The 19,395-nt window shown below is 51.9% G+C and carries 16 protein-coding genes and 1 tRNA gene; 6 read left to right on the plus strand and 11 right to left on the minus strand.

Going from position 1 to position 19,395, the window contains the following annotated elements:
• Nucleotides 1–23: 23 nt before the first annotated feature.
• Nucleotides 24–650 carry a TetR/AcrR family transcriptional regulator gene (locus tag ACESNI_RS01100; protein ID WP_373084121.1) on the minus strand — a complete coding sequence of 209 codons (627 nt, stop codon included), beginning with the start codon at nucleotides 648–650 and terminating at the stop codon, nucleotides 24–26.
• Between the two features lie 178 nt (nucleotides 651–828).
• On the opposite strand from ACESNI_RS01100, the gene ACESNI_RS01105 reads away from it, so the two are divergent.
• Nucleotides 829–1,974: an acyl-CoA dehydrogenase family protein gene (locus ACESNI_RS01105; RefSeq protein ID WP_373084123.1), complete on the plus strand. Its 1,146-nt coding sequence runs from the start codon at nucleotides 829–831 to the stop codon at nucleotides 1,972–1,974.
• A 113-nt stretch (nucleotides 1,975–2,087) separates the two neighbouring features.
• Here ACESNI_RS01105 and ACESNI_RS01110 read toward each other — a convergent pair whose 3' ends face one another.
• From ACESNI_RS01110 to ACESNI_RS01125, 4 genes are read right to left on the minus strand one after another with little or no spacing between them, the layout of a single operon-like run.
• Complete coding sequence (locus ACESNI_RS01110; protein ID WP_373084125.1) at nucleotides 2,088–4,121, minus strand: FAD-dependent oxidoreductase; 2,034 nt, start codon at nucleotides 4,119–4,121, stop codon at nucleotides 2,088–2,090.
• 1 nt (nucleotide 4,122) lies between these two features.
• Entirely contained in the window at nucleotides 4,123–4,941 is an 819-nt protein-coding gene (locus ACESNI_RS01115; RefSeq protein ID WP_373084127.1) for a TIGR03084 family metal-binding protein, read from the minus strand.
• 39 nt (nucleotides 4,942–4,980) lie between these two features.
• Nucleotides 4,981–6,975: an acetyl-CoA carboxylase biotin carboxylase subunit gene (locus tag ACESNI_RS01120; protein WP_373084129.1), complete on the minus strand. Its 1,995-nt coding sequence runs from the start codon at nucleotides 6,973–6,975 to the stop codon at nucleotides 4,981–4,983.
• A 48-nt stretch (nucleotides 6,976–7,023) separates the two neighbouring features.
• Nucleotides 7,024–8,646: an acyl-CoA carboxylase subunit beta gene (locus ACESNI_RS01125; RefSeq protein WP_373084132.1), complete on the minus strand. Its 1,623-nt coding sequence runs from the start codon at nucleotides 8,644–8,646 to the stop codon at nucleotides 7,024–7,026.
• 475 nt (nucleotides 8,647–9,121) lie between these two features.
• Between ACESNI_RS01125 and ACESNI_RS01130 the strand changes: the two genes are divergently transcribed.
• Together ACESNI_RS01130 and ACESNI_RS01135 are read left to right on the plus strand one after the other, a co-directional pair.
• Nucleotides 9,122–10,591 carry a hydroxymethylglutaryl-CoA synthase family protein gene (locus ACESNI_RS01130; protein WP_373084135.1) on the plus strand — a complete coding sequence of 490 codons (1,470 nt, stop codon included), beginning with the start codon at nucleotides 9,122–9,124 and terminating at the stop codon, nucleotides 10,589–10,591.
• Nucleotides 10,592–10,593: 2 nt separating this feature from the next.
• Nucleotides 10,594–11,799 carry an acetyl-CoA acetyltransferase gene (locus ACESNI_RS01135; RefSeq protein WP_373084137.1) on the plus strand — a complete coding sequence of 402 codons (1,206 nt, stop codon included), beginning with the start codon at nucleotides 10,594–10,596 and terminating at the stop codon, nucleotides 11,797–11,799.
• 74 nt (nucleotides 11,800–11,873) lie between these two features.
• On the opposite strand, the gene ACESNI_RS01140 is transcribed toward ACESNI_RS01135, so the two are convergent.
• Nucleotides 11,874–13,415, minus strand: coding sequence for a long-chain fatty acid--CoA ligase (locus ACESNI_RS01140; protein ID WP_373084140.1), 1,542 nt, complete (start codon nucleotides 13,413–13,415; stop codon nucleotides 11,874–11,876).
• A gap of 290 nt (nucleotides 13,416–13,705) precedes the next feature.
• Between ACESNI_RS01140 and ACESNI_RS01145 the strand changes: the two genes are divergently transcribed.
• Nucleotides 13,706–14,554: a crotonase/enoyl-CoA hydratase family protein gene (locus ACESNI_RS01145; RefSeq protein WP_373084142.1), complete on the plus strand. Its 849-nt coding sequence runs from the start codon at nucleotides 13,706–13,708 to the stop codon at nucleotides 14,552–14,554.
• 68 nt (nucleotides 14,555–14,622) lie between these two features.
• Here the strand turns inward: ACESNI_RS01145 and ACESNI_RS01150 are convergent.
• Nucleotides 14,623–14,699: transfer RNA gene (locus ACESNI_RS01150), tRNA-Arg, on the minus strand.
• Between the two features lie 112 nt (nucleotides 14,700–14,811).
• Between ACESNI_RS01150 and ACESNI_RS01155 the strand changes: the two genes are divergently transcribed.
• Complete coding sequence (locus ACESNI_RS01155; RefSeq protein WP_373084144.1) at nucleotides 14,812–16,122, plus strand: ATP-binding protein; 1,311 nt, start codon at nucleotides 14,812–14,814, stop codon at nucleotides 16,120–16,122.
• Nucleotides 16,123–16,173: 51 nt separating this feature from the next.
• Here ACESNI_RS01155 and ACESNI_RS01160 read toward each other — a convergent pair whose 3' ends face one another.
• On the minus strand, nucleotides 16,174–16,353 hold the full coding sequence (locus ACESNI_RS01160) for a DUF3012 domain-containing protein (RefSeq protein WP_373084147.1): 180 nt from the start codon (nucleotides 16,351–16,353) through the stop codon (nucleotides 16,174–16,176).
• Between the two features lie 69 nt (nucleotides 16,354–16,422).
• Nucleotides 16,423–17,295, minus strand: a complete 873-nt coding sequence (locus ACESNI_RS01165; RefSeq protein ID WP_373084150.1) for an OmpA family protein — start codon at nucleotides 17,293–17,295, stop codon at nucleotides 16,423–16,425.
• Between the two features lie 428 nt (nucleotides 17,296–17,723).
• Here ACESNI_RS01165 and ACESNI_RS01170 point away from each other — a divergent pair, with 428 nt between their 5' ends.
• A complete protein-coding gene (locus ACESNI_RS01170) occupies nucleotides 17,724–18,662 on the plus strand; it encodes a cation diffusion facilitator family transporter (protein WP_373084153.1) in 939 nt (312 codons plus the stop codon).
• 5 nt (nucleotides 18,663–18,667) lie between these two features.
• Here ACESNI_RS01170 and ACESNI_RS01175 read toward each other — a convergent pair whose 3' ends face one another.
• Both ACESNI_RS01175 and ACESNI_RS01180 read right to left on the minus strand, forming a co-directional pair.
• On the minus strand, nucleotides 18,668–19,078 hold the full coding sequence (locus ACESNI_RS01175; protein WP_373084156.1) for a hypothetical protein: 411 nt from the start codon (nucleotides 19,076–19,078) through the stop codon (nucleotides 18,668–18,670).
• 89 nt (nucleotides 19,079–19,167) lie between these two features.
• Complete coding sequence (locus tag ACESNI_RS01180) at nucleotides 19,168–19,251, minus strand: DUF3126 family protein (protein ID WP_373084159.1); 84 nt, start codon at nucleotides 19,249–19,251, stop codon at nucleotides 19,168–19,170.
• Nucleotides 19,252–19,395 lie beyond the last annotated feature (144 nt).

Below are 19,395 nucleotides of genomic sequence, written 5' to 3' on the forward strand. Positions count from 1 at the left end.
TTTTGAACGCATGTCCCGCAACGTTATTTTTTCATCAGGTATCTTTTGAACATATCCTTAAACAGGTCAATTTGTGGAGCAACTTTTTCACTTTCCCGCCCGATCATCTTGGTCAGCGCCAACCCCCGGAGGGTAATCAACAGGGTCGATCGCCAGAATATTATATCATCAGCGCTATATCCCGTATCCGCAAACACCTGTTGCCAGACAATGGCCCGTTCGCGTTCCAACTCTTCCAGCGTTGAGGTGATCGCAGCCGCAAGTTCTGGGTCCTGACGTCCGCGAACAGCGATCTCAATAAAAGCAGCATAATTTTCCCCGCCAAACCCTATCCAATAATCTTCAACGACCCGGTCAATCCGGTCCGGCAGCGATAGCCTGGTCAGTTCCCTAACGTCCAGATGCTGCCCCAACCGTCCAGCGATTTCAATAATTCCCGCCATTAACAGGGATTTGGGACTATCGAAATGATACTGGATAGCCCCACGTGTCAAGCCTGCCTCGTGCGCCACATCTTCCATGGTCAGGCCCACAGTGCCATTCTCATAGAGCAGCTTTATCGTCGCTCCGATGAGCTTGGCACGGGTTTCGCGCCGCCGCTTTTCCTGTCGCCCAAGGACAGAATTCGTTTTTTCAGCAACCGGTGCCATCTACGTCCCAGAGATTGGATAAATGGCGGTGAGAGTGGCATCGCACCGCCTAAATAACTTAATATTTGTAACATTCATGCATGAATGTTAGTATTTAATTCCAAAAAAAACAATCTCTTTAACGGGCCCGCCGGAGACGCCTTTGGCACATCGGTGGAGTAATAAGGCGAAGACCACCATGCTTTTCACTCAGGAACACCAGCATCTTGCCGAAAGCCTAAAAAAGTTTATCGAGGCGGAAATCAACCCTCATGTCAATGAATGGGAAGAAGCCGAAATATTCCCGGCTCATGAACTGTTCAGAAAAATGGGGGATATGGGATTTTTAGGGATCAGCAAGCCTGAGGCATTTGGCGGAAGCGGCCTTGATTATTCCTATGAGGCGGTCGCCTCCGAGGCTCTCGGCTATATCGCCTGCGGCGGGGTGGCGATGGCAATTGGCGTCCAGACCAACATGTCTACCCCGGCGCTCGCCCGATATGGATCGGATGAATTACGCCGAACCTTCCTCACACCCGCCATAAAAGGGGAAATGGTCGGCTGCATCGGCGTTACCGAGGCCGAGGCCGGGTCGGACGTTGCCAGCCTCAGAACCACGGCGCGAAAAGACGGCGATGATTACCTGATCACCGGCTCGAAGATGTATATCACCAATGGTCTTCAGGCAGACTGGATCTGCCTCCTTGTGAACACCGGCGACGGCCCCGCCCATAAGAACAAGTCGCTTATTCTTGTGCCGATGGATAGCCCCGGCATCACCAAGCATAAACTCCGCAAAATCGGGATGATGTCCTCGGATACCGCGCAGCTTTTCTTTGATGACGTTCGTGTCCCGCAAAGCAACCGCATCGGCGAGGAGGGCAAGGGTTTCATCTATCAAATGCAGCAATTCCAGGAAGAGCGCCTGTTTGCCGCGGCACGCGGGCCCCGGGTGATGGAAGAAGCAATTAACGAGACGATCGAATATACCCGGCAACGCAAGGCTTTTGGCAAATCCATTCTCGACAATCAGGTCGTTCACTATCGTCTGGCCGAGCTTCAAACGGAAGTCGAGGCGCTTCGCGCCCTCACCTATCATGCGGTCGAGCGTTATGTTTCCGGTGAGGATGTCACGAAACTCGCGTCGATGGCGAAACTAAAGGTCGGGAGGCTGCAACGGGAAGTCATGGACGCCTGCCTGCAATATTGGGGAGGCCAGGGCTATATGTGGGAATCCTCCATTTCACGGAAATTCCGCGATTTCCGCCTGACCTCAATCGGGGGCGGTGCAGATGAAATTATGCTGAAAGTCATTACGAAATTGATGAATATTTCGCCGAACTAGGGTCTGGCCCTTTCGGGAAGGGCGTTTCATGGCCCGCTCCATCACCGAGGTCATGGCGGCGTGGACTGCACGGCCGCGTAATTGCAGGGGATGTAGGAGCGAAATGCCGGACGTCAGATTGCGGCGGCGAGCCGGCTCGCCTGATCAATAGCCCGTTTTGCATCCAGCTCCATCGCCTCGAAGGCCCCGCCAACCAGTTCCGCATTGACTCCGCTTGCGACAAGGTCATCATAGAGGCCCCGAAACGGGAGCTGTCCAGCGCAGACAATTATCGTATCCACATCCATGATCTCGTATTTGTCATTGATCCGCAGATGCAGTCCGTCATCGTCAATCTTGATATAGTCGACCCCATTGATCATTTTCACGCCGCGCCGGGTGAGCGTTATACGATGCGTCCAGCCGGTTGTTTTCCCAAGGCCGCGCCCCACCGGGGTCGACTTGCGCTGCAACAGTGTCACCTCGCGGTCTGCCTTGGCGACAATCGGCTCGACGCCGGTGACGCCGCCGCGCGGATGATTTTCAAAATCAATCCCCCATTCTTTCGCGAAAACGCCGATATCGAGAGAGGCCGAGGTCCCCGCGTGGGTAATCTTTTCGGCCACATCGAACCCGATACCGCCCGCACCCATGATAGCCACCTTGCGACCGACGGCGCAGGCGCCGGATATCACATCGATATAACTAACGACTTTCGAATGGGTGATGCCATCAATTTTCGGAACACGTGGAGAGATCCCGGTGGCAACAACAACCGTATCGTATCCCGCTTGTTTTAAACTATCGGCACTCACCCTTGTATTGAGCTTCAGCGTAATGCCCCGCTTCTCGATCATTTTATTGAAATACCGAAGGGTCTCATAAAACTCTTCCTTACCCGGTATCCGTTTCGCCAGATTAAACTGGCCGCCAATCTCAGGCGCCGCATCGAACAGCGTCACGTTGTGGCCCCGTTGGGCGGCGACATCGGCATAGGCGAGCCCGGCCGGACCAGCCCCGACGACAGCAATATTTTGCGGCTTTTCGGTCGGCAGATAGTTCAGCAGGGTTTCGTGGCAGGCCCGCGGATTAACCAGGCAGCTGACTTCCAGGCCGCCGAATGTATGATCAAGGCATGCCTGGTTACAGGCGATACAGGTGTTAATCTCATCTTCGCGACCCTCTGCCGCCTTGAGGACAAACTCGGCATCGGCAAGCATCGGCCGGGCCATGGACACGATGTCCGCATCCCCATTGGCCAGCACCTGCTCCGCCACGTCGGGCATGTTGATCCGGTTGCTGGTAATCATCGGGATGGACAGCTCCCGTCGGAGCCTGCCAGTTACGCCCGCAAATGCCGCGCGGGGCACCATAGTTGCAATCGTCGGGACCGAAGACTCATGCCAGGTAAAGTGAGTGCTGATAATATTAACACCAACTGCCTCCATTTTCTGGGCAAGCCTCACTATTTCGTCCCATGACATGCCCCCCTCCAGCATATCCATGGCGGCAACACGGAAGATCACAATAAATTCTGACCCGACGGCTTCGCGTATCCGACGCATCACCTCGATCGGAAAACGCATCCGGTTTTCGTAAGAACCGCCCCATTTGTCGGTGCGCTGGTTGGTCTTTTCCACAAGAAACGTGCTGATAAGATATCCGGCGGAGCCAATAACCTCGACGCCATCATACCCTGCTTCCTGCGCGCGGATCGCACAATTCACCATATCTGCAATTTGCTTTTCCACGCCCGCTTCATCCAGTTCCCTCGGTGTGCTCCGGGCAATGCGGGAACGTATGGCGGACGGCGCAACCGGAGACGAGTTACGCGCCAGCGGGCCCATATGCAGGATCTGCATGCAGATTTTCACGTCCGGGTCGGCTTCATGAACGGCTTCTGTCACGAGCCTATGTTGCGTGACCTCTTCCGCCGTGGCCAATTTAGCCCCCATGCCCCCTTCCGGGTTGGGGGAGATGCCGCCGGTGATGATCATGCCGACCCCGCCGCGCGCGCGCTCGGCAAAATACGCGGCCATGCGTTCAAACCCGCCGTCAATTTCCTCAAGGCCCGTATGCATGGATCCCATTAACGCCCGGTTCTTCAGTCTGGTGAACCCAAGGTCAAGAGGAGAAAATAGATTTGGATATTTCTGCCCAGTCGCCATATTAAACTTTCCCCGTTCCCTCGTTCATAGCATGACGAGTTCCGGGCGCTGGCGGCGTCCTCGGCGGTCCTGCAAAGCACTGAGCGACTTCCATCCACCTGCCCGCGATATCCCCCCGAACGTCCAGAGCGGTATCGGCAATATTGCGGGTCTGTGTGACCACCTGACAGAATTCCGCCGCCTCTCCTTCTATTTTTTCGCTTCCATTTTCGGCATTCCATTCCCATACCGCCCCGGATGGCGCTGTAAGTCGAACATGAGGCGCCGTGGCTGGTATTGGTTCATCGCGGTTTTTGAACGTCCAGCCAAACGTATTCATGCCCATGACGGCGATGCTTTTTATGCGGTCCTGATTATGACGTTTCACGCCAAGAAGGTCATAGATTTCCTGCGCATGTGCCCATGTTTCCATCAACCGCGCCGAAATACTGGATCGCGCACTCATGCTGGGCCCCACCCATTTAAGCCGCTGTTTCGGATCCGCCTGATAAAATCGCTCCGCCATTTCCTGATAAAAATCATGCCAGGCAGCGAGCAACGCAGGACCCCTAAGACCCTTCAGCATCTCATTGGTGGCCACCGTCACCGAACCGGATTTTTCGCGCTCCGCATTCAACTCTGCATAAGTCCGCAGGAACCGGTCTTCATCGACGAGGGTTAAGTCGGCAACATAATTGAAGAAATGAAGATGCTGAAGCACATCATTGATTGTCCAGTCCCGAAATAGCGTAATCCGCTCAAATTCTTCCTGTTTAATCGGTTTAACCAGTTTATACAAAGCATCGCATTCATCTCTGAAATCATGTGCTTCCATTAACATCTGAGGTTACTCCCGCTTATATTTTGTTATCACAGATATCTATTCCGCCGCCTCGATTTCGAATAAAACATCGCCAACCGCAACCTGCGCTGCGGTTGCCGTCAGCACGTCCTGAACGATGCCATCAATCTGCGCAATGATATCGTGCTGCATTTTCATCGCTTCCAGAACGGCAAGGCGGGCCCCGGCTTCCACGGTCTCCCCTGTCTTGACAAAGACGTCAAGAATAGTGCCATGCATCGGCGCCGTGATCCGACCTACGCCAGCCGCAACTTCGGCAGTTACTGCGAAATCAATCATATTGACGAACCGCAAAGTCTGCCCGCTTTCGGCGAGATCCAGAATGCCCTCAGCCGGGACCGCAAAATGGACGCGGTAACGAAAGCCGTCGACGGTCACCTGCGCCTTATTATCCAGCATTTCGAGGATTGCAACGCTGTGAGCGGCTCCACCAACATTCACATCATAACCGCCGTTCTGCTTCGGAGAAATGGTTACATCCCTTTTCGCCTCGTCGCCAAATTCATATATATAGCGTGTCAGCAATGCCCCCCCGCTTGACCAGTCGACCAGTTTGTCGCTAACAAAAACTGTTTGTGCCAGTATCTGATCCCGGGCGATCCGATATTGAAGCACGGCGGCAATTGCCGTTTGTACTTCACTGGGAGTTTTTGCGGCAAGATCCGCTTCGGTAAATTCGTCGGCAATAAAGGCCGTCGTCGCCGCACCCCGCGCAAAGCTGTCCCGGGACAGAATGTCAATCAGGAACCCCCGGTTTGTCGTCAAGCCGAACAACACCGTGTTTTTAAGCGCCTCGATCAATCTGTGTCGCGCGGTTTCCCGGTCGTCACCATAAGCGATTACTTTTGCAATCATCGGATCATAAAACGGGGATATCTCCTGACCAGGCAAAATGCCGCTATCAAAACGAATGCCTTCCCCTGATGCCGGCACCCAGCGTGAAATACTTCCCGTGCAGGGAAGGAAATCCCGGGTTACATCTTCCGCATAGAGCCGGACTTCCATAGCGTGCCCGGTTAATCTTACATCTTCCTGAACAAGTCCTAACGGCTCTCCCTGTGCAACCCTAATTTGCAGGGCGACAAGATCAAGCCCGGTAATCAGTTCGGTGACCGGATGTTCGACCTGCAGGCGGGTATTCATTTCCAGGAAATAAAACTTATTCTCACTGTCGAGCAGGAACTCAACCGTGCCGGCGCCGCGATAATTGATACTGCGCGCGGCCTCAACCGCCGCCGCGCCCATTTTCGCGCGAAGCTCCGCGGTCATGACGGGGCAAGGAGCTTCTTCTACCACCTTCTGGTGCCGCCGCTGAACCGAGCAATCCCGCTCCCCTAAATGGATAACAGTCCCTTGCATGTCGGAAAATACCTGAATTTCCACATGGCGGGGCTCAATAATGGCTTTTTCCAGGATAAGTTCGTCTGACCCAAAGGCATTCAGGGCCTCTGACTTAGCCGAGGAAAGGGCGGTCGCAAGAGCCTTGGCATTGTCAACGAGGCGCATGCCCCGACCACCGCCACCCGCAGCGGCCTTTACTATCAATGGATAGCCAATTTTTTTGGACGCGGCCAGAAAGGCGGCATCCGTCTGGTCGGGGTCTTCATATCCGGGAACGCAAGGCACATTAGCCGCAATCATCCGCCGTTTTGCGGCGGCCTTGTTACCCATAAGATCGATCGCCTCGGCTGTCGGGCCGATGAATATAAGACCGGCCTTGTCGCAGGCACGGGCGAAGTCTGCATTTTCAGACAGAAAGCCATACCCGGGATGGATTGCTTCCGCGCCCGTCTCCGATGCCGCTTTCAGAATTCTACTCATATCAAGATAGGACTGCCCAACCGGAGCCGGGCCAATCAGAACCGCCTCGTCCGCCATCAGGACATGGGGCGCTCCGGCATCAGCCTCGGAATAAACGGCGATTGTCCGGTAGCCGAGACTTCGGGCAGTGTGCATAACCCGGACGGCGATCTCGCCTCTGTTCGCGACGAGTATACTGTTAAATTTTCTCATGTTCACAACCTGCGATCCTTATTCTTTTTTATTGTCACCGGCCTTTGACTATAGCCGGGCTACCCCGAAGCTGTTCGAATGCGCGGTTCTATTGCGCGCTTCCCAGCAGGTCTGCAGGGCAAACCCGAGAACTTTCCGACTATCCCGCGGATCGATAACGCCATGATCAAGCAAGCGGCCAGACGTGTAGAATGCATCGGCCTGACTGTCAAAATGATCGATCAGACGCTGTTTCTGTGCGGCAAGGGCCGCTTCGTCGACGGGAACGCCCTTTCTTTCCGCGCCGCTTCTGGCAACCTGATCCATGGTGAGGGCCGCTTGCTCACCGCCCATAACCCCCGTCATGGCATTCGGCCAGGCGAACAGAAAATCAGGTTCATAGCCATAGCCCCCCATGCCGTAATTACCCGCACCAAAACTGGCGCCGATATAGAGGGTAAGTTTAGGCACTCGAACGTTTGACACCGCCTGAATCATTTTCGATCCATGCTTGATCATCCCTTTTTGCTCATATTCTTTGCCCACCATATAACCGGTGATGTTATTGAGAAAGACGATGGGAATTCCCGCCTGATCACAAAGCTGGAAAAATTGCCCGCCTTTGGCGGCACCATCCGGATCAATCGGTCCGTTGTTGCCAACGACCCCCACTGCTTGGCCGAATATACTTCCCTGCAGGCATACCAGGGAGGATCCGTATCCCGGCTTGAACTCATCAAACTCGGATCCATCAACCAGCCTGGCAACAACCTCTCGCACGTCGTAAGGCTTTCGATAATCAACGGGGACGACACCGGCGATTTCGTCCGGGTCATAAAGCGGTTCCCTGAAACCTTTCATTACCGGGCGGAGGCAGTTTTTATTCCAGTCTAATCGCCCGACAATATCCCGGGCAATCAACAGGCCATGCGCATCATCTTCGGCAAGATATTCAACGAGTCCGGTCTTTGTCGCATGCATTTCGGCGCCCGCGAGTTCTTCCTCATCAGAAATTTCTCCAGTTGCCGCACGTACCAGTGCTGCCCCGCCAAGAGAGGCCCGCCCGCGCCCTTTTATCGCGATCACATAATCACTCATTCCAGGGAAATAGGCCCCACCCGCTGTCGAGGGTCCATGCAGGACAACGAAAGTCGGAATTCCGGCTGCACTCAGTTTTGCCAGACGCAGAAACCCGCCGCCACCGCGTGCCCAGGATTCCACCTGATATTGCAGCAGGTTTGCACCGGCGCTTTCCACCAGATGGACAAAGGGCAGCTTTTTATCAAGCGCAATATCCTGACAGAAACGCATCTTCTCGCCTGTTTTCTGAGTCATGGCGCCGGCGTTAATTCCGCTATCGTTTGCACAGATCATGCAGCGGACACCTTTTATAAAGCCAATACCCGCAAGAAGACTGGCCCCGGGAATACTTTTCCCCCTGTCATCCGTATCGACCATATAATTGGCAAGCCCGTATAACTCCAGAAACGGCATGCCCGGATCAAGCAATCTAACAATTCGTTCCCGCGGGGTAAGCTGGCCGCGTTCATCAAATCTCGGCCGTCGGCGTTCGGACAATGCCTTTGCCCGATCTTTCAGGGCATGAAGTTCCTCTACAAGTGCCAGCATATTGGCCCGGTTCGTGGCAAAGGCATCAGATGAGGGAATAACCCTGGAAGCAAAGGCCGTCATTCGGTTCTCCGTTATTTTATTTTTATTTATTCATAACATGCCTGAAAATTTAGGATTAATAAAAATCGGCGCGAAACCTGTTTTTGTTTCTCGCCGACATTTAACCCTCAATCCCGCTTATGTCCCCGTTTACATAATTTGCAACCGGTTGACTTCCGGCGTCAACACTTTAGAGACGAGCTGCCATATTATGTTATTCTATACTATCATTCATGAATGAATGTTACAATAAGCACGCCGCCGAGAAGAGTTATCCGGATAGTGTGATTCCCAATGGAACTTTTCCGCAAGGAAGGGCCCGTAGAGTTTTCAAATATTTATGCCGGGGTTGCAGAGGGCGAGTGGGAGCGAACACGAAGCCCTGAAATTTCTGGCGTTATCGCCGGGAACGCCTTAAGCTGAGCGTCTCCGTCTACGGCGGTCGTGAAATTTATTAGTGTGGCATAAGAAACAATAAAAAAAGGAGCCTGAAAAAATGGAAGTAGGAATATTGGCCTATGGAGGGTATATCCCCCAAAGCCGATTACAGCGCAGCGAAATTGCCAAAGCCCATATGTGGTTTAATCCCGGCCTCAAGGGGCTGGCAAAAGGCGAGCGCGCTATGGCAAACTGGGATGAGGATAGCGTGACCATGGCGGTGGAAGCAGCCCGCGACTGCCTCGGTGACTATGACAGATCCGCTCTGTCCGCAGTTTACATGGCGTCCACGACATTTCCTTTCATGGACCGGCAGAATGCCGGAATCGTTGCCGAAGCACTGAACCTGAACGCAGGATTGCAGACCCTCGACTTCACATCGTCGCAACGGGCCGGAAGTTCCGGGCTGGCCGTGGCTCTTCAGGTTGCCAAAGGGGGCGGTGCGCCGATCCTCTTCACCGCCGCCGAAAAACGCCAGACAAAGGCCGCAAGCCCGCTGGAGTTTACATCGGGGGACGGCGCCGCTGCCTTTCTCGTCGGAGAGGGCAAAGTGATTGCCCGCCTGATTGGCAGCCACACGGAAGCTGTCGATTTTGTCGATCATTTCCGCGGCGAAGGTCAGTCTTACGATTATAGCTGGGAAGAACGCTGGATTCGCGACGAAGGCTACATGAAAATTGTTCCGGCAGCGATTTCCGCCCTGCTGGAAAAAACCGGTGTCGACCCTGCCACGATCACGACGTTCTGCTTTCCCGTCGCGGCGAAAAGAGTGGCCGCAGGCATCGCCAAGAAAATGGGGCTTCCCGATTCGTCCGTTGCCGATAACCTGCAGGACAATTGCGGCGAAACAGGCACAGCCCATTCCATGGTAATGCTCTCCCATGCGCTGGAGCACAGCAAGCCGGGAGACAAGATCCTGGTTGCCAGCTTCGGTCAGGGCAGCGATACGCTGTTATTCGAGGTGACGGAGGAAATAAAGTCACTGTCGCCGCGCAAAGGAATTTCCGGATATCTGGCACGGCGTTACGCGGAAACAAACTATAACAAGTTTCTCGCTTTCCACGACCTGATAAACCTCGAAAGAGGCATTCGCGCAGAAACAGATAAAAAAACCGGCCTTACCACCCTATATCGTAATAAGAACATGTCCCAGAGAATGCTGGGCGGTAAATGCTCTAAATGCGGGACCGCACAATTTCCGAAAAGCAATATGTGCGTCAACGAAAACTGTGGCGCGGTCCATACCCAGGAGGATTATCCCTTCGCCGACCGTATCGCCCGCGTGAATTCGTTTACTGCCGACAGGCTGACCTATTCACCCGATCCGCCCGCCTACTACGGCATGGTCCAGTTTGAGGAAGGCGGACGATTGATGAGTGATTTCACGGACATCGCACCGGATTCCGACCTGGAAGTCGGCATGCTGATGCGCATGGTTTTCCGGGTTAAGGATTATGACAACAAGCGCGGCTTCAGGCGCTATTTCTGGAAAGCGACTCCCGTAGACGCTTCAAAAAAAGGAGAATAACAATGGCCTCTGGAATTAAAGATAAGGTAGCAATTTTGGGCATGGGCTGTTCGCGGTTTGGCGAACGCTGGAATGACAACGCTGAAGATCTAATGATCGAAGCCTTCATTGAAGCCCTCGAAGATGCCGGAATTGAAAAAAGCTCAATCGACGCGGCCTGGTTTGGGACGGGGATCGAGGAAGAACATGTTGGAAAATCGGCGGTCCCACTGTCTGTGGCACTGCGACTTCCGAATATTCCGGTGACACGCGTTGAAAACTACTGCGCCAGCGGCTCCGAAGCGTTTCGCGGGGCGGTCTATGCGGTTGCTTCCGGTGCGTGTGACATTGCCCTCGCCCTCGGAGTGGAAAAGCTGAAAGACACTGGCTACGGCGGACTTCCCCAACGTAACCGTGGGTCGGTCAATGACATGTTCTGGGCCAATGCGTCAGCCCCGGGATCATTTGCCCAGCTCGCCTCGGCTTATTCCGCCAAGCACGGCGTCAGCAAAATCGATATGAAAAAAGCCATGGCCCATATTTCGGTCAAGAGTCATGATAATGGATCCCGTAACCCAAAAGCGCATCTTCGTAACAAGATCGATGAAGACAAGGTCATGAATGCGCCGATGATTGCCGAACCGCTTGGACTGTTTGACTGTTGCGGTGTTAGCGACGGCTCAGCCTGCGCGATTGTGACCACGCCTGAAATAGCCAAGGCACTTGGCAAGAAGGACCTGATTACGGTCAAGGCCATGCAGCTGGCGGCCTCCAATGGCCGCGAAGCCCAGCATAATTCCTGGGACGGCAGCCATTTTGTGACAACCCGCGCCGCCGCCAACAGAGCTTATAAAGAAGCCGGCATCACGAAACCCCGCGAGCAAATCAGCCTGTTCGAGGTTCATGACTGCTTTTCTATCACCGAACTGGTGACCATGGAGGACCTATTCATCTCCGAGGAAGGCAAGGCCGTCGATGATGTCATGAACGGCTTTTTCGATGCCGACGGTAAAATCCCCTGCCAGATCGATGGCGGGCTTAAATGCTTCGGGCATCCGATCGGTGCCTCCGGGCTTCGGATGATTTACGAGATGTATCTGCAAATGCAGGGCCGTGCCGGGGATCGCCAGAGAAGTGAAGAACCAGTATTCGGAATGACCCATAATCTCGGTGGGTTTCCACACCAGAATGTCTGTTCCCTGACGATTGTCGGTAAAGAAGGTGCGTAACCCGCTCCTTATTCCCTACTCTCCAGATTTTCAGGCCGTCTGTTTCAGGCGGCCTGAATTACATTTGAGACTGTTTAGGCGGAAACCTGAAGATCTCCCACCTGATCTCGCAGCACCCTTTTCAAGACCTTGCCCGTCGCATTTCGGGGTAATTCCTCGATAAAGACAACATGCTTGGGAATCTTGTAGCGGGCGAGTTTCCCCTGACAAAACAGAATGAGGTCGTCTGCGGTAAAGGTGGCATTCGGCTTCCTTACGACGACGGCACACCCAACCTCGTCCCAGCGATCATCAGGTACACCAATGATGGCAAGATCCGCAATCCCATCCATCTTGAATAATGTGCTCTCGATCTCCGCCGGATAAACGTTTTCCCCCCCGGAAATATACATATCCTTCCAGCGATCGACGATGTAGTAATCCCCGTCTTCGTCTATGCGACAGGCATCGCCCGTATGTAACCATCCATCTGTTATGGTTTCAGCATTCGCCTCTGGCCGATTCCAGTATCCAGGCGTGATATTCGGTCCCTTCACCCAGAGTTCGCCGATTTCCCCTCGCGCAACGTCATTCCCGTTTTCATCGACGAGGCGGGCATCCGTGTTCATCGCCAACATTCCCGTGGAGCCAGGTTTCCCTATTGCCATCGCCGCATCCTGTATAATGACGGTGGGGCTGGTTTCCGTCATGCCATATCCTTGCCGGAGGACAAGGCCCCGCGCCTGACAGGTTTCCAGCAACGGTATCGGCGTCGGCGCGCCGCCAATACCGGCACAAACCAAGCGAGAGAAGTCCGTTGTGTCGAAATCCGGATGCTGGCTCATGAACAGGTAGTTGGCCGGGACGCCGAAAAAATGGGTTAGGCCAGTCGCAACGTCATTTATCAGGCGTAAACACTCCCCCGGATCAAAGGCCCGCATAACAAGAGTTGTTCCACCAACATAAAGGGCGACAGAGCTGTAACAATTTAGGCCACCGGTATGGAACAACGGTAAAATTGTCAGAGCAATTGTATCCGGGGTGAAGCCCATGGGGAATCCCATGTTCACTGCATTGTAGAAAGTCATTCCATAGGTATTGACCGCACCCTTGGGAAGCCCAGTGGTGCCGGAGGTATACATGATGGTCCATATATCATCTTGTGTCATTTGCTCAAGGACCGGCGTCGGCCTAGCACTCCGGATAGCGGATTCATAAGGCGTATCCCCGCCTCCACCGGTCGTTTCGAGAGTTTGCGCGATGCCTGCCTTTTCTTTAAGGTCTTTGACTTCTCCGGCAAATTGGGCGTCATGAATAAGGATCCGGGGGGCCGCATCCTGAATAATAAAGTTCAGTTCCGGCACCGTCAGACGCCAGTTCAACGGCAGGAATATCGCCCCGATCTTGGCGCAAGCACTTTGAATCTCAAGCATATCGGTCGAGTTCATCGCCAGAACGCCAACACGATCCCCTTTCTCGATAGCACAGTTATTTTGTAAATGGCTGGCCAGACGCAAGCTTCTGTCATTTGCCTCCTTGTAGGTAAAATGGCGGTTCGAATGCAAATCGATCCAGGCCGTTTTTTGAGGAACCCGTGTCGCGTGGTGCGACAACCAGTCATAATGCAAATTCGTCATTCTCATCCTCCCGATGATTGGACTGTTTATTTTTTTTAATCAGTTCATCAAGTCCAGCACGCTGGATCTTTTAACCCTCCGCTATCGTCTTCGTTTTTGTCCCGGAAAATACCCGGTTATTTTTAGGTCCATTTATTATAATGCCCATTTTCAGAATAAAGTAAAAGCCCTCTACGCCTTAATGTTGTCGAAAGAGCACGCGACGTCACAAGCCATTTGAAACCTGCCTGTGAAGGCTTTAGGATATATGACTAAATATAAATAATCGTTCTGCCCTGAAAGGATACGCTGTGGTCTATACCTGCTTCAATGTCGACATTAGCAATAATATTGCGCATATCACCTTGAGCCGCCCTGATAAAAGGAACAGCATGATCACGGAATTCTGGAACGAACTACCCGAGATCATTCAGGATATCGACCGCAACGCCAGAGCGAGGGTAATCGTTATCTCGTCCAGTGGGCCGCATTTCACCTCCGGGCTTGATGTCAGTTCCTTTTCACAAACCGAGATCACCGATCCGGCGGCAAGGATGACTGCCCGGCTAAGGGCCGGAGCCGATTTCTACGGGTTCGTTAAAAACATGCAAGACTCCTTTAGCTGTCTTGAAAACTGCCGCATTCCCGTGCTCGCTGCCATTCAAGGGGGCTGCATCGGCGGCGGTGTCGACCTGATCACCGCCTGTGATATACGCTATGCCACCCAGGATGCCTTCATCACGGTGTTCGAGACGAATATTGGAATGACCGCAGACGTCGGGACTTTTCCGCGCATAACCAAATTGATTGCGGATGGCGTCGCCCGTGAACTTGTCTATACCGGACGCCGAATGCTCGCCGAAGAAGCACAAAAGGTAGGTCTCTTTAATCAGGTTTTCGAAGATCATACCGCCATGATGGCGGGCGTTATGTCTGTCGCCCAAGAGATCGCGAGCAAGGCCCCCCTCGCGGTTATGGGGTGCAAACGGATGATGAATTATTCACGCGATCACACAGTCAGCGACAGCCTTGATTATATCGCCATCTGGAACGCCGGCATGCTGCAACGAGAGGAAATTTCTGAGGCAATGACCGCCAATGCAGAAAAGCGGCCAGGCAACTTCGTCGACTTACCCCCCATAAAAAACGTCATTGGCTGATCACCCGAGGGGTGCTCACCCGTCGTCGGGAGCGTTAAAAACTGGATAACATACTTCCCGGAATGTTCTGGTGATCCCGACAGGACTCGAACCTGTTACCTTCAGATTAGGAATCTGACGCTCTATCCTGATGAGCTACGGGACCCACATTCGTGGTTTACCAGAGAGGCTAATTTCAGGCCATAGAAAAATGACAGCACCGCATTAACTCGCAAAACCAGTACAATTTGATCCTATATACATTTACAGCACCCGCAATGGATAGTAACCTATTTGAAGTGGTTAATTTTCCTATTGTTTTGATATATTTTATTAATTTAACGAAAAGCTACTTCTTAATGCAAACGACTAAAGACCGGGACGTCATCGAAGGTAAATCACATGAACTCGAGGAGCAGAAGCTCCGACAGGAAGTGAAAGCGGCCGGGTTAGTCTCTGTTGTCCCACAAATCCTAGACGTAGCGTCGCGTATTACTGGCATGGGCTTTACCGCAATAGCTCGGGTTACCGATACACGCTGGATTGCGTGCGGCGTGAATGACAAAATTAATTTTGGTATGAAGGCAGGCGATGAATTAATAATTGCCGAAACTTTTTGTACGCGAGTACGTACGCATAACGCGCCTATAATTATCGAGGATGTGCCGAATGACGCGATTTATTGCGATCATGCTATTCCCGCACAGTATGGATTTAAAAGTTATATTTCTGTACCAATAAGACTGCCAGACGGAGAATTTTTTGGCACCCTGTGCGCGCTGGATCCCGAGCCGGCGAAAATAGACAGGTCAGAAATAATTGGAATGTTTGATCTGTTTAGCAAGCTTATCGGCCTTCATATACATGCAGCAATACAATTAGAAAATGCCGAAGATAGCTTGTTAAGAGAAAAGCAAGGCGCTGAATTGCGAGAACAGTTTATTGCTGTACTAGGACACGATCTCAAAAACCCGCTTGGTGCCATACAAGGAAGCGCCGACATACTTTCCAAGTTAGATCAAAGCCCCAAATCCACAACATTTATAGAAATTATAAAAGATTCATGTAAACGCATGAATTCTCTCATAGAGGACATCCTGGATTTTGCCCGCGGCAGGCTGGGGGAAGGAATAGTTATAAATGGAAAATGTGAAAAGGATTTAGAAGCTGCGGTAAATAAAGCCATAACGGAAATCAAAGTAGCGAACCCTGCGCATGAAATTAGAGTTAAACATGAGATCGATGAACCGGTTTATTGCGATCAACCTCGCCTATTGCAAGTTGTCTCCAATCTTTTAGCCAATGCCGTGGCCTATGGTGAAAACAAAACGCCAATTTGGGTTGAAACGCAAACAAACAAAGAATTTTTTATTTTGAAGGTAAAAAATCAAGGCAAGAAAATTTCAGACGAATTAATGCCGATTTTATTTAACCCCTATTGTCGTGGCGATAAGAGCAGAGATGGCTTGGGGTTAGGCCTTTACATCTCCTCAGAAATTGCAAAGGCTCACAAGGGCGTATTGACTGTAACCTCGGATGATCAGGAAACATGTTTTTGCTTCACCATATCATTGCGCAGACCAGTATAAATGAGAGCCGTATACTGTTCCTAGCCCCTCTCCAATTCGGCTGACTATCCGTTAGTCGGAGGTAATCACGCAATTTTTGGCGAAGTCCGTGGCCTCGTTTACTGTCCAATCACCTTTTGGTTTTTCTTTCATTGCCGTACACCATTCCTTGCTCCCGATCTCGGGGGAGCAGGCGGAAAGACCGAATGCGAATAATGCGACAAAAGTTAGATATACAACAGCTTTGATCATAAATTTCCCCATAACAAAAAAAGGACGAGGTGAAATATCCACCCCGTCCCATTTATCGTCAAGTTGTTATTACTTGCCTTCGATGGTAACCACGACCCGCCGGTTTGCAGCGTTGCGCGTACCTTCAGGTGTCTGGACCTTCAGATCTTTCTCACCATAACTCCGCATAATGATCCGCTTGGGCTCCATGCCCATGTCCATTCCCATAAAGGCAACAGCTTCCGCACGGCGTTCACCAAGCTTGTCATTATATTCAACGGTACCGACCGTATCCGTATAGCCAGCAATCGTTATTTTCGGATCTTTAAAATCCTTCATATATTTGGCTGCTGCAGTGATCTCGTCCTTCGAACCAGGCAGTGGTGTCGAGGAGTCAAACGCAAAATTCACTTCGAAAGACTTCGGTGCCATCATGGCGGGTTGAGCTTTTTCAATAACGACAACCTTTTCTTCGACCTTGGGGGCCATCATCTTGTCGATCCCGTCCATCGCCATAATAAAGGCGTCCCGGCAAGCCGCAATGTCTTTTGGCTGGCGGTCTTCTTCCTGTTCCTGAACCCAGCAATCAAAACTTAGCTGGGCACGAGCAGCTTCATTGGGAAATTTATCGGCAGCGCCAGCATCGAGTGCCGTCATCAGACGTTCACGAGCGCCCATCAAAACGGGTTCCCGATCAGCAGACAGATGCCATTCTTCAGGATGATAGGGTTCGACCTGTTCGCCTCTGGTTGCAGCCATTGCTTTTTTGGCAAAACGATCTGAATCAATATAATCGCCTTCGTTATATTCCGATTTTGCCAGTTCGATATAACCCGTATAAAGCTCCTGCTGGAATGTCGTTCCAGTTGGACTTAAACGTTCCGCCTTTTCTAGCTGCCCACCACAGGCCGCCAAGGCAAGAGAGGCAACTCCAAGAATTGCGAATGTAACCGTATTCTTCATTTTCATCCCCTCGACTTTTATTCAAAGTAAAAATTGATATTAAAACATCGTCAACTTCATATTAGTGCGGACTAGCCCGATATACAACCGCAATGCCCCGACACACCACAAAGCTCTTTCCCTACAAGGGAAAATAGTCATGTGTTCATTCAGATAGGAGTATAATTTCGAGAGTCAACTCCATACCCCTTCCGCAGCCTAATTAATGTTACGGAATAAAGTTGTCTTAAATTAGGCAGTTAACGTTTAAAGAAACGAATAACAGTATTTTTTGGTCGAATGAAAACAATAAACAGGATACTGTACTTCGCTGTAACGCTACGGCTTTTGCTTAACAACTACACGCAGGCATTTTTCGATCGCAACTTCTTCGAGAGATTAAGAATTTTTACTGGACAGGGCATGCACCGTCCCTATCTAATTGATTAATGACCCATTCACATTCTGAAAACGATCATTCGGCCCACAGCCACGATCACGCACCCACCGTTACCGACGATAGTGAGCGGCGCATTTTCTGGATAATGTGTCTGACGGGCGGCTATATGCTGCTGCAGGCCATTGGCGGCTTGTTCTCTGGTTCGCTTGCGCTCATTGCGGATTCCGGGCATATGCTCTCCGATACCGCGGCCCTCGGCCTTGCCTGGTTTGCCTTACGACTGGCAAAAAAGCCTGCTGATCTGAAACGTTCCTACGGGTACCACCGGTTTCAGATCATGGCTGCCTTTACCAACGGCGTCACATTGTTCTTCATCGCTGGCTGGATCATCTTTGAAGCCATGGGCAGGCTGCTTCATCCTTCTGAGGTTCTGGCTGGCCCGATGTTAATGATCGCCGTTGGCGGACTTGTTATCAATATCGTTGGTTTTCTGGTGTTGCACAAAGGAGACAAAGATAATGTCAATATGCAGGGTGCCCTGCTTCATGTGATTGGGGATTTGCTGGGATCCGTGGCCGCGATTACGGCCGCAATCATTATTTTGCTGAGTGGCTGGACAGCGGCAGACCCGCTGCTATCGGTGTTGGTTGCGCTCATAATTCTAAAAAGTGCCTATGGACTTGTCCGGCGGTCCGGGCATATCCTGCTTGAAGGTACCCCGGATCATCTTGATATGGAATTGATTCGGGACAAGCTCGTTGCCTATTTACCTGAAATTCTGAATGTCCATCATATGCATGCGTGGTCGCTTACCGCTGAAAAGCCAATTGTCACTATGCATGTCCAGGTCGACGCGAAGGCAGATCTAGAAACCACGCTGAAATTGATTACCACCTATTTACTGTCTGAGTTCGAAATTGACCACGCGACGATTCAGCTTGAGCACGGCATCTGTGTCGAAGCCGTCCCGTCACATTCTAGTGCATGAATGGGTTACTGCCATAGAGGACGGGAGGCCGAAGCGAGGCCTTTTGGTGCCCGTCCCCCGCTACTGCTGGATATGGAAAGCCATTTAAGGGGTGGCGGCCCAGTCTGGACAATTTCAACGTTATCATTTCGTAAAATCCTGGCAACCAGACGGTTTTGAATGTTCTGCTTGGCAAGACTGCACCGGATAACGTCAGCGGGAAGCCAATATTTAGCCGGCGTCTCTCCCGCTATCCGGTACCGCTTTTCCACGCCTAAGCGCGAGGAAAGATGGCAGTCTCCGCTGAACTTGGCGCCGGGATCTCCAGAAATCTCAAGCACAATCATCTTGGTTTCATTTGCCCGGGCAAGCGGGCCCGCTGCGGACAGTAACGTCAGAAACAGGATAAAATACCGTATAATTTTTAACTGCGCCATCAGAGGAAATTAAACAAGAATGGTTAACAAAATAAAAACCCGGCCAGGTATAGCGGACCGGGTTTCGAATTTTAAATCGCGACCATTGTTTACGAGGTAGGCGGTAAATCAATATCCAGGATTGTCAAATGCAAGGCAAAGGAAACCTCCCCTTCATCTTCATCTCGATACACGACTGAACCGCCCCGGGATTGCCGGAGGCAATTTTGTTTAAGTTACGCTGCCATATCGGTTTCGTCCAGCATGGCGTAATAGTTTTTCTCGGCTTCTACAGGCGGGATGTTGCCGATGGGCTCAAGCAGTCTTTTGTTGTTGAA

The organism is Sneathiella sp. (assembly GCF_041689005.1).
Classification (GTDB): domain Bacteria; phylum Pseudomonadota; class Alphaproteobacteria; order Sneathiellales; family Sneathiellaceae; genus Sneathiella.

Coding starts and splice junctions, on each gene's coding strand:
- ACESNI_RS01165 (WP_373084150.1), bottom strand. CDS start 17,295: ATGAAGAATACGGTTACATTCGCAATTCTTGGAGTTGCCTCTCTTGCC.
- ACESNI_RS01110 (WP_373084125.1), bottom strand. CDS start 4,121: ATGGCGACTGGGCAGAAATATCCAAATCTATTTTCTCCTCTTGACCTT.
- ACESNI_RS01115 (WP_373084127.1), bottom strand. CDS start 4,941: ATGTTAATGGAAGCACATGATTTCAGAGATGAATGCGATGCTTTGTAT.
- ACESNI_RS01155 (WP_373084144.1), top strand. CDS start 14,812: ATGGATAGTAACCTATTTGAAGTGGTTAATTTTCCTATTGTTTTGATA.
- ACESNI_RS01125 (WP_373084132.1), bottom strand. CDS start 8,646: ATGACGGCCTTTGCTTCCAGGGTTATTCCCTCATCTGATGCCTTTGCC.
- ACESNI_RS01105 (WP_373084123.1), top strand. CDS start 829: ATGCTTTTCACTCAGGAACACCAGCATCTTGCCGAAAGCCTAAAAAAG.
- ACESNI_RS01160 (WP_373084147.1), bottom strand. CDS start 16,353: ATGATCAAAGCTGTTGTATATCTAACTTTTGTCGCATTATTCGCATTC.
- ACESNI_RS01170 (WP_373084153.1), top strand. CDS start 17,724: ATGACCCATTCACATTCTGAAAACGATCATTCGGCCCACAGCCACGAT.
- ACESNI_RS01175 (WP_373084156.1), bottom strand. CDS start 19,078: ATGGCGCAGTTAAAAATTATACGGTATTTTATCCTGTTTCTGACGTTA.
- ACESNI_RS01130 (WP_373084135.1), top strand. CDS start 9,122: ATGGAAGTAGGAATATTGGCCTATGGAGGGTATATCCCCCAAAGCCGA.
- ACESNI_RS01100 (WP_373084121.1), bottom strand. CDS start 650: ATGGCACCGGTTGCTGAAAAAACGAATTCTGTCCTTGGGCGACAGGAA.
- ACESNI_RS01140 (WP_373084140.1), bottom strand. CDS start 13,415: ATGACGAATTTGCATTATGACTGGTTGTCGCACCACGCGACACGGGTT.
- ACESNI_RS01135 (WP_373084137.1), top strand. CDS start 10,594: ATGGCCTCTGGAATTAAAGATAAGGTAGCAATTTTGGGCATGGGCTGT.
- ACESNI_RS01120 (WP_373084129.1), bottom strand. CDS start 6,975: ATGAGAAAATTTAACAGTATACTCGTCGCGAACAGAGGCGAGATCGCC.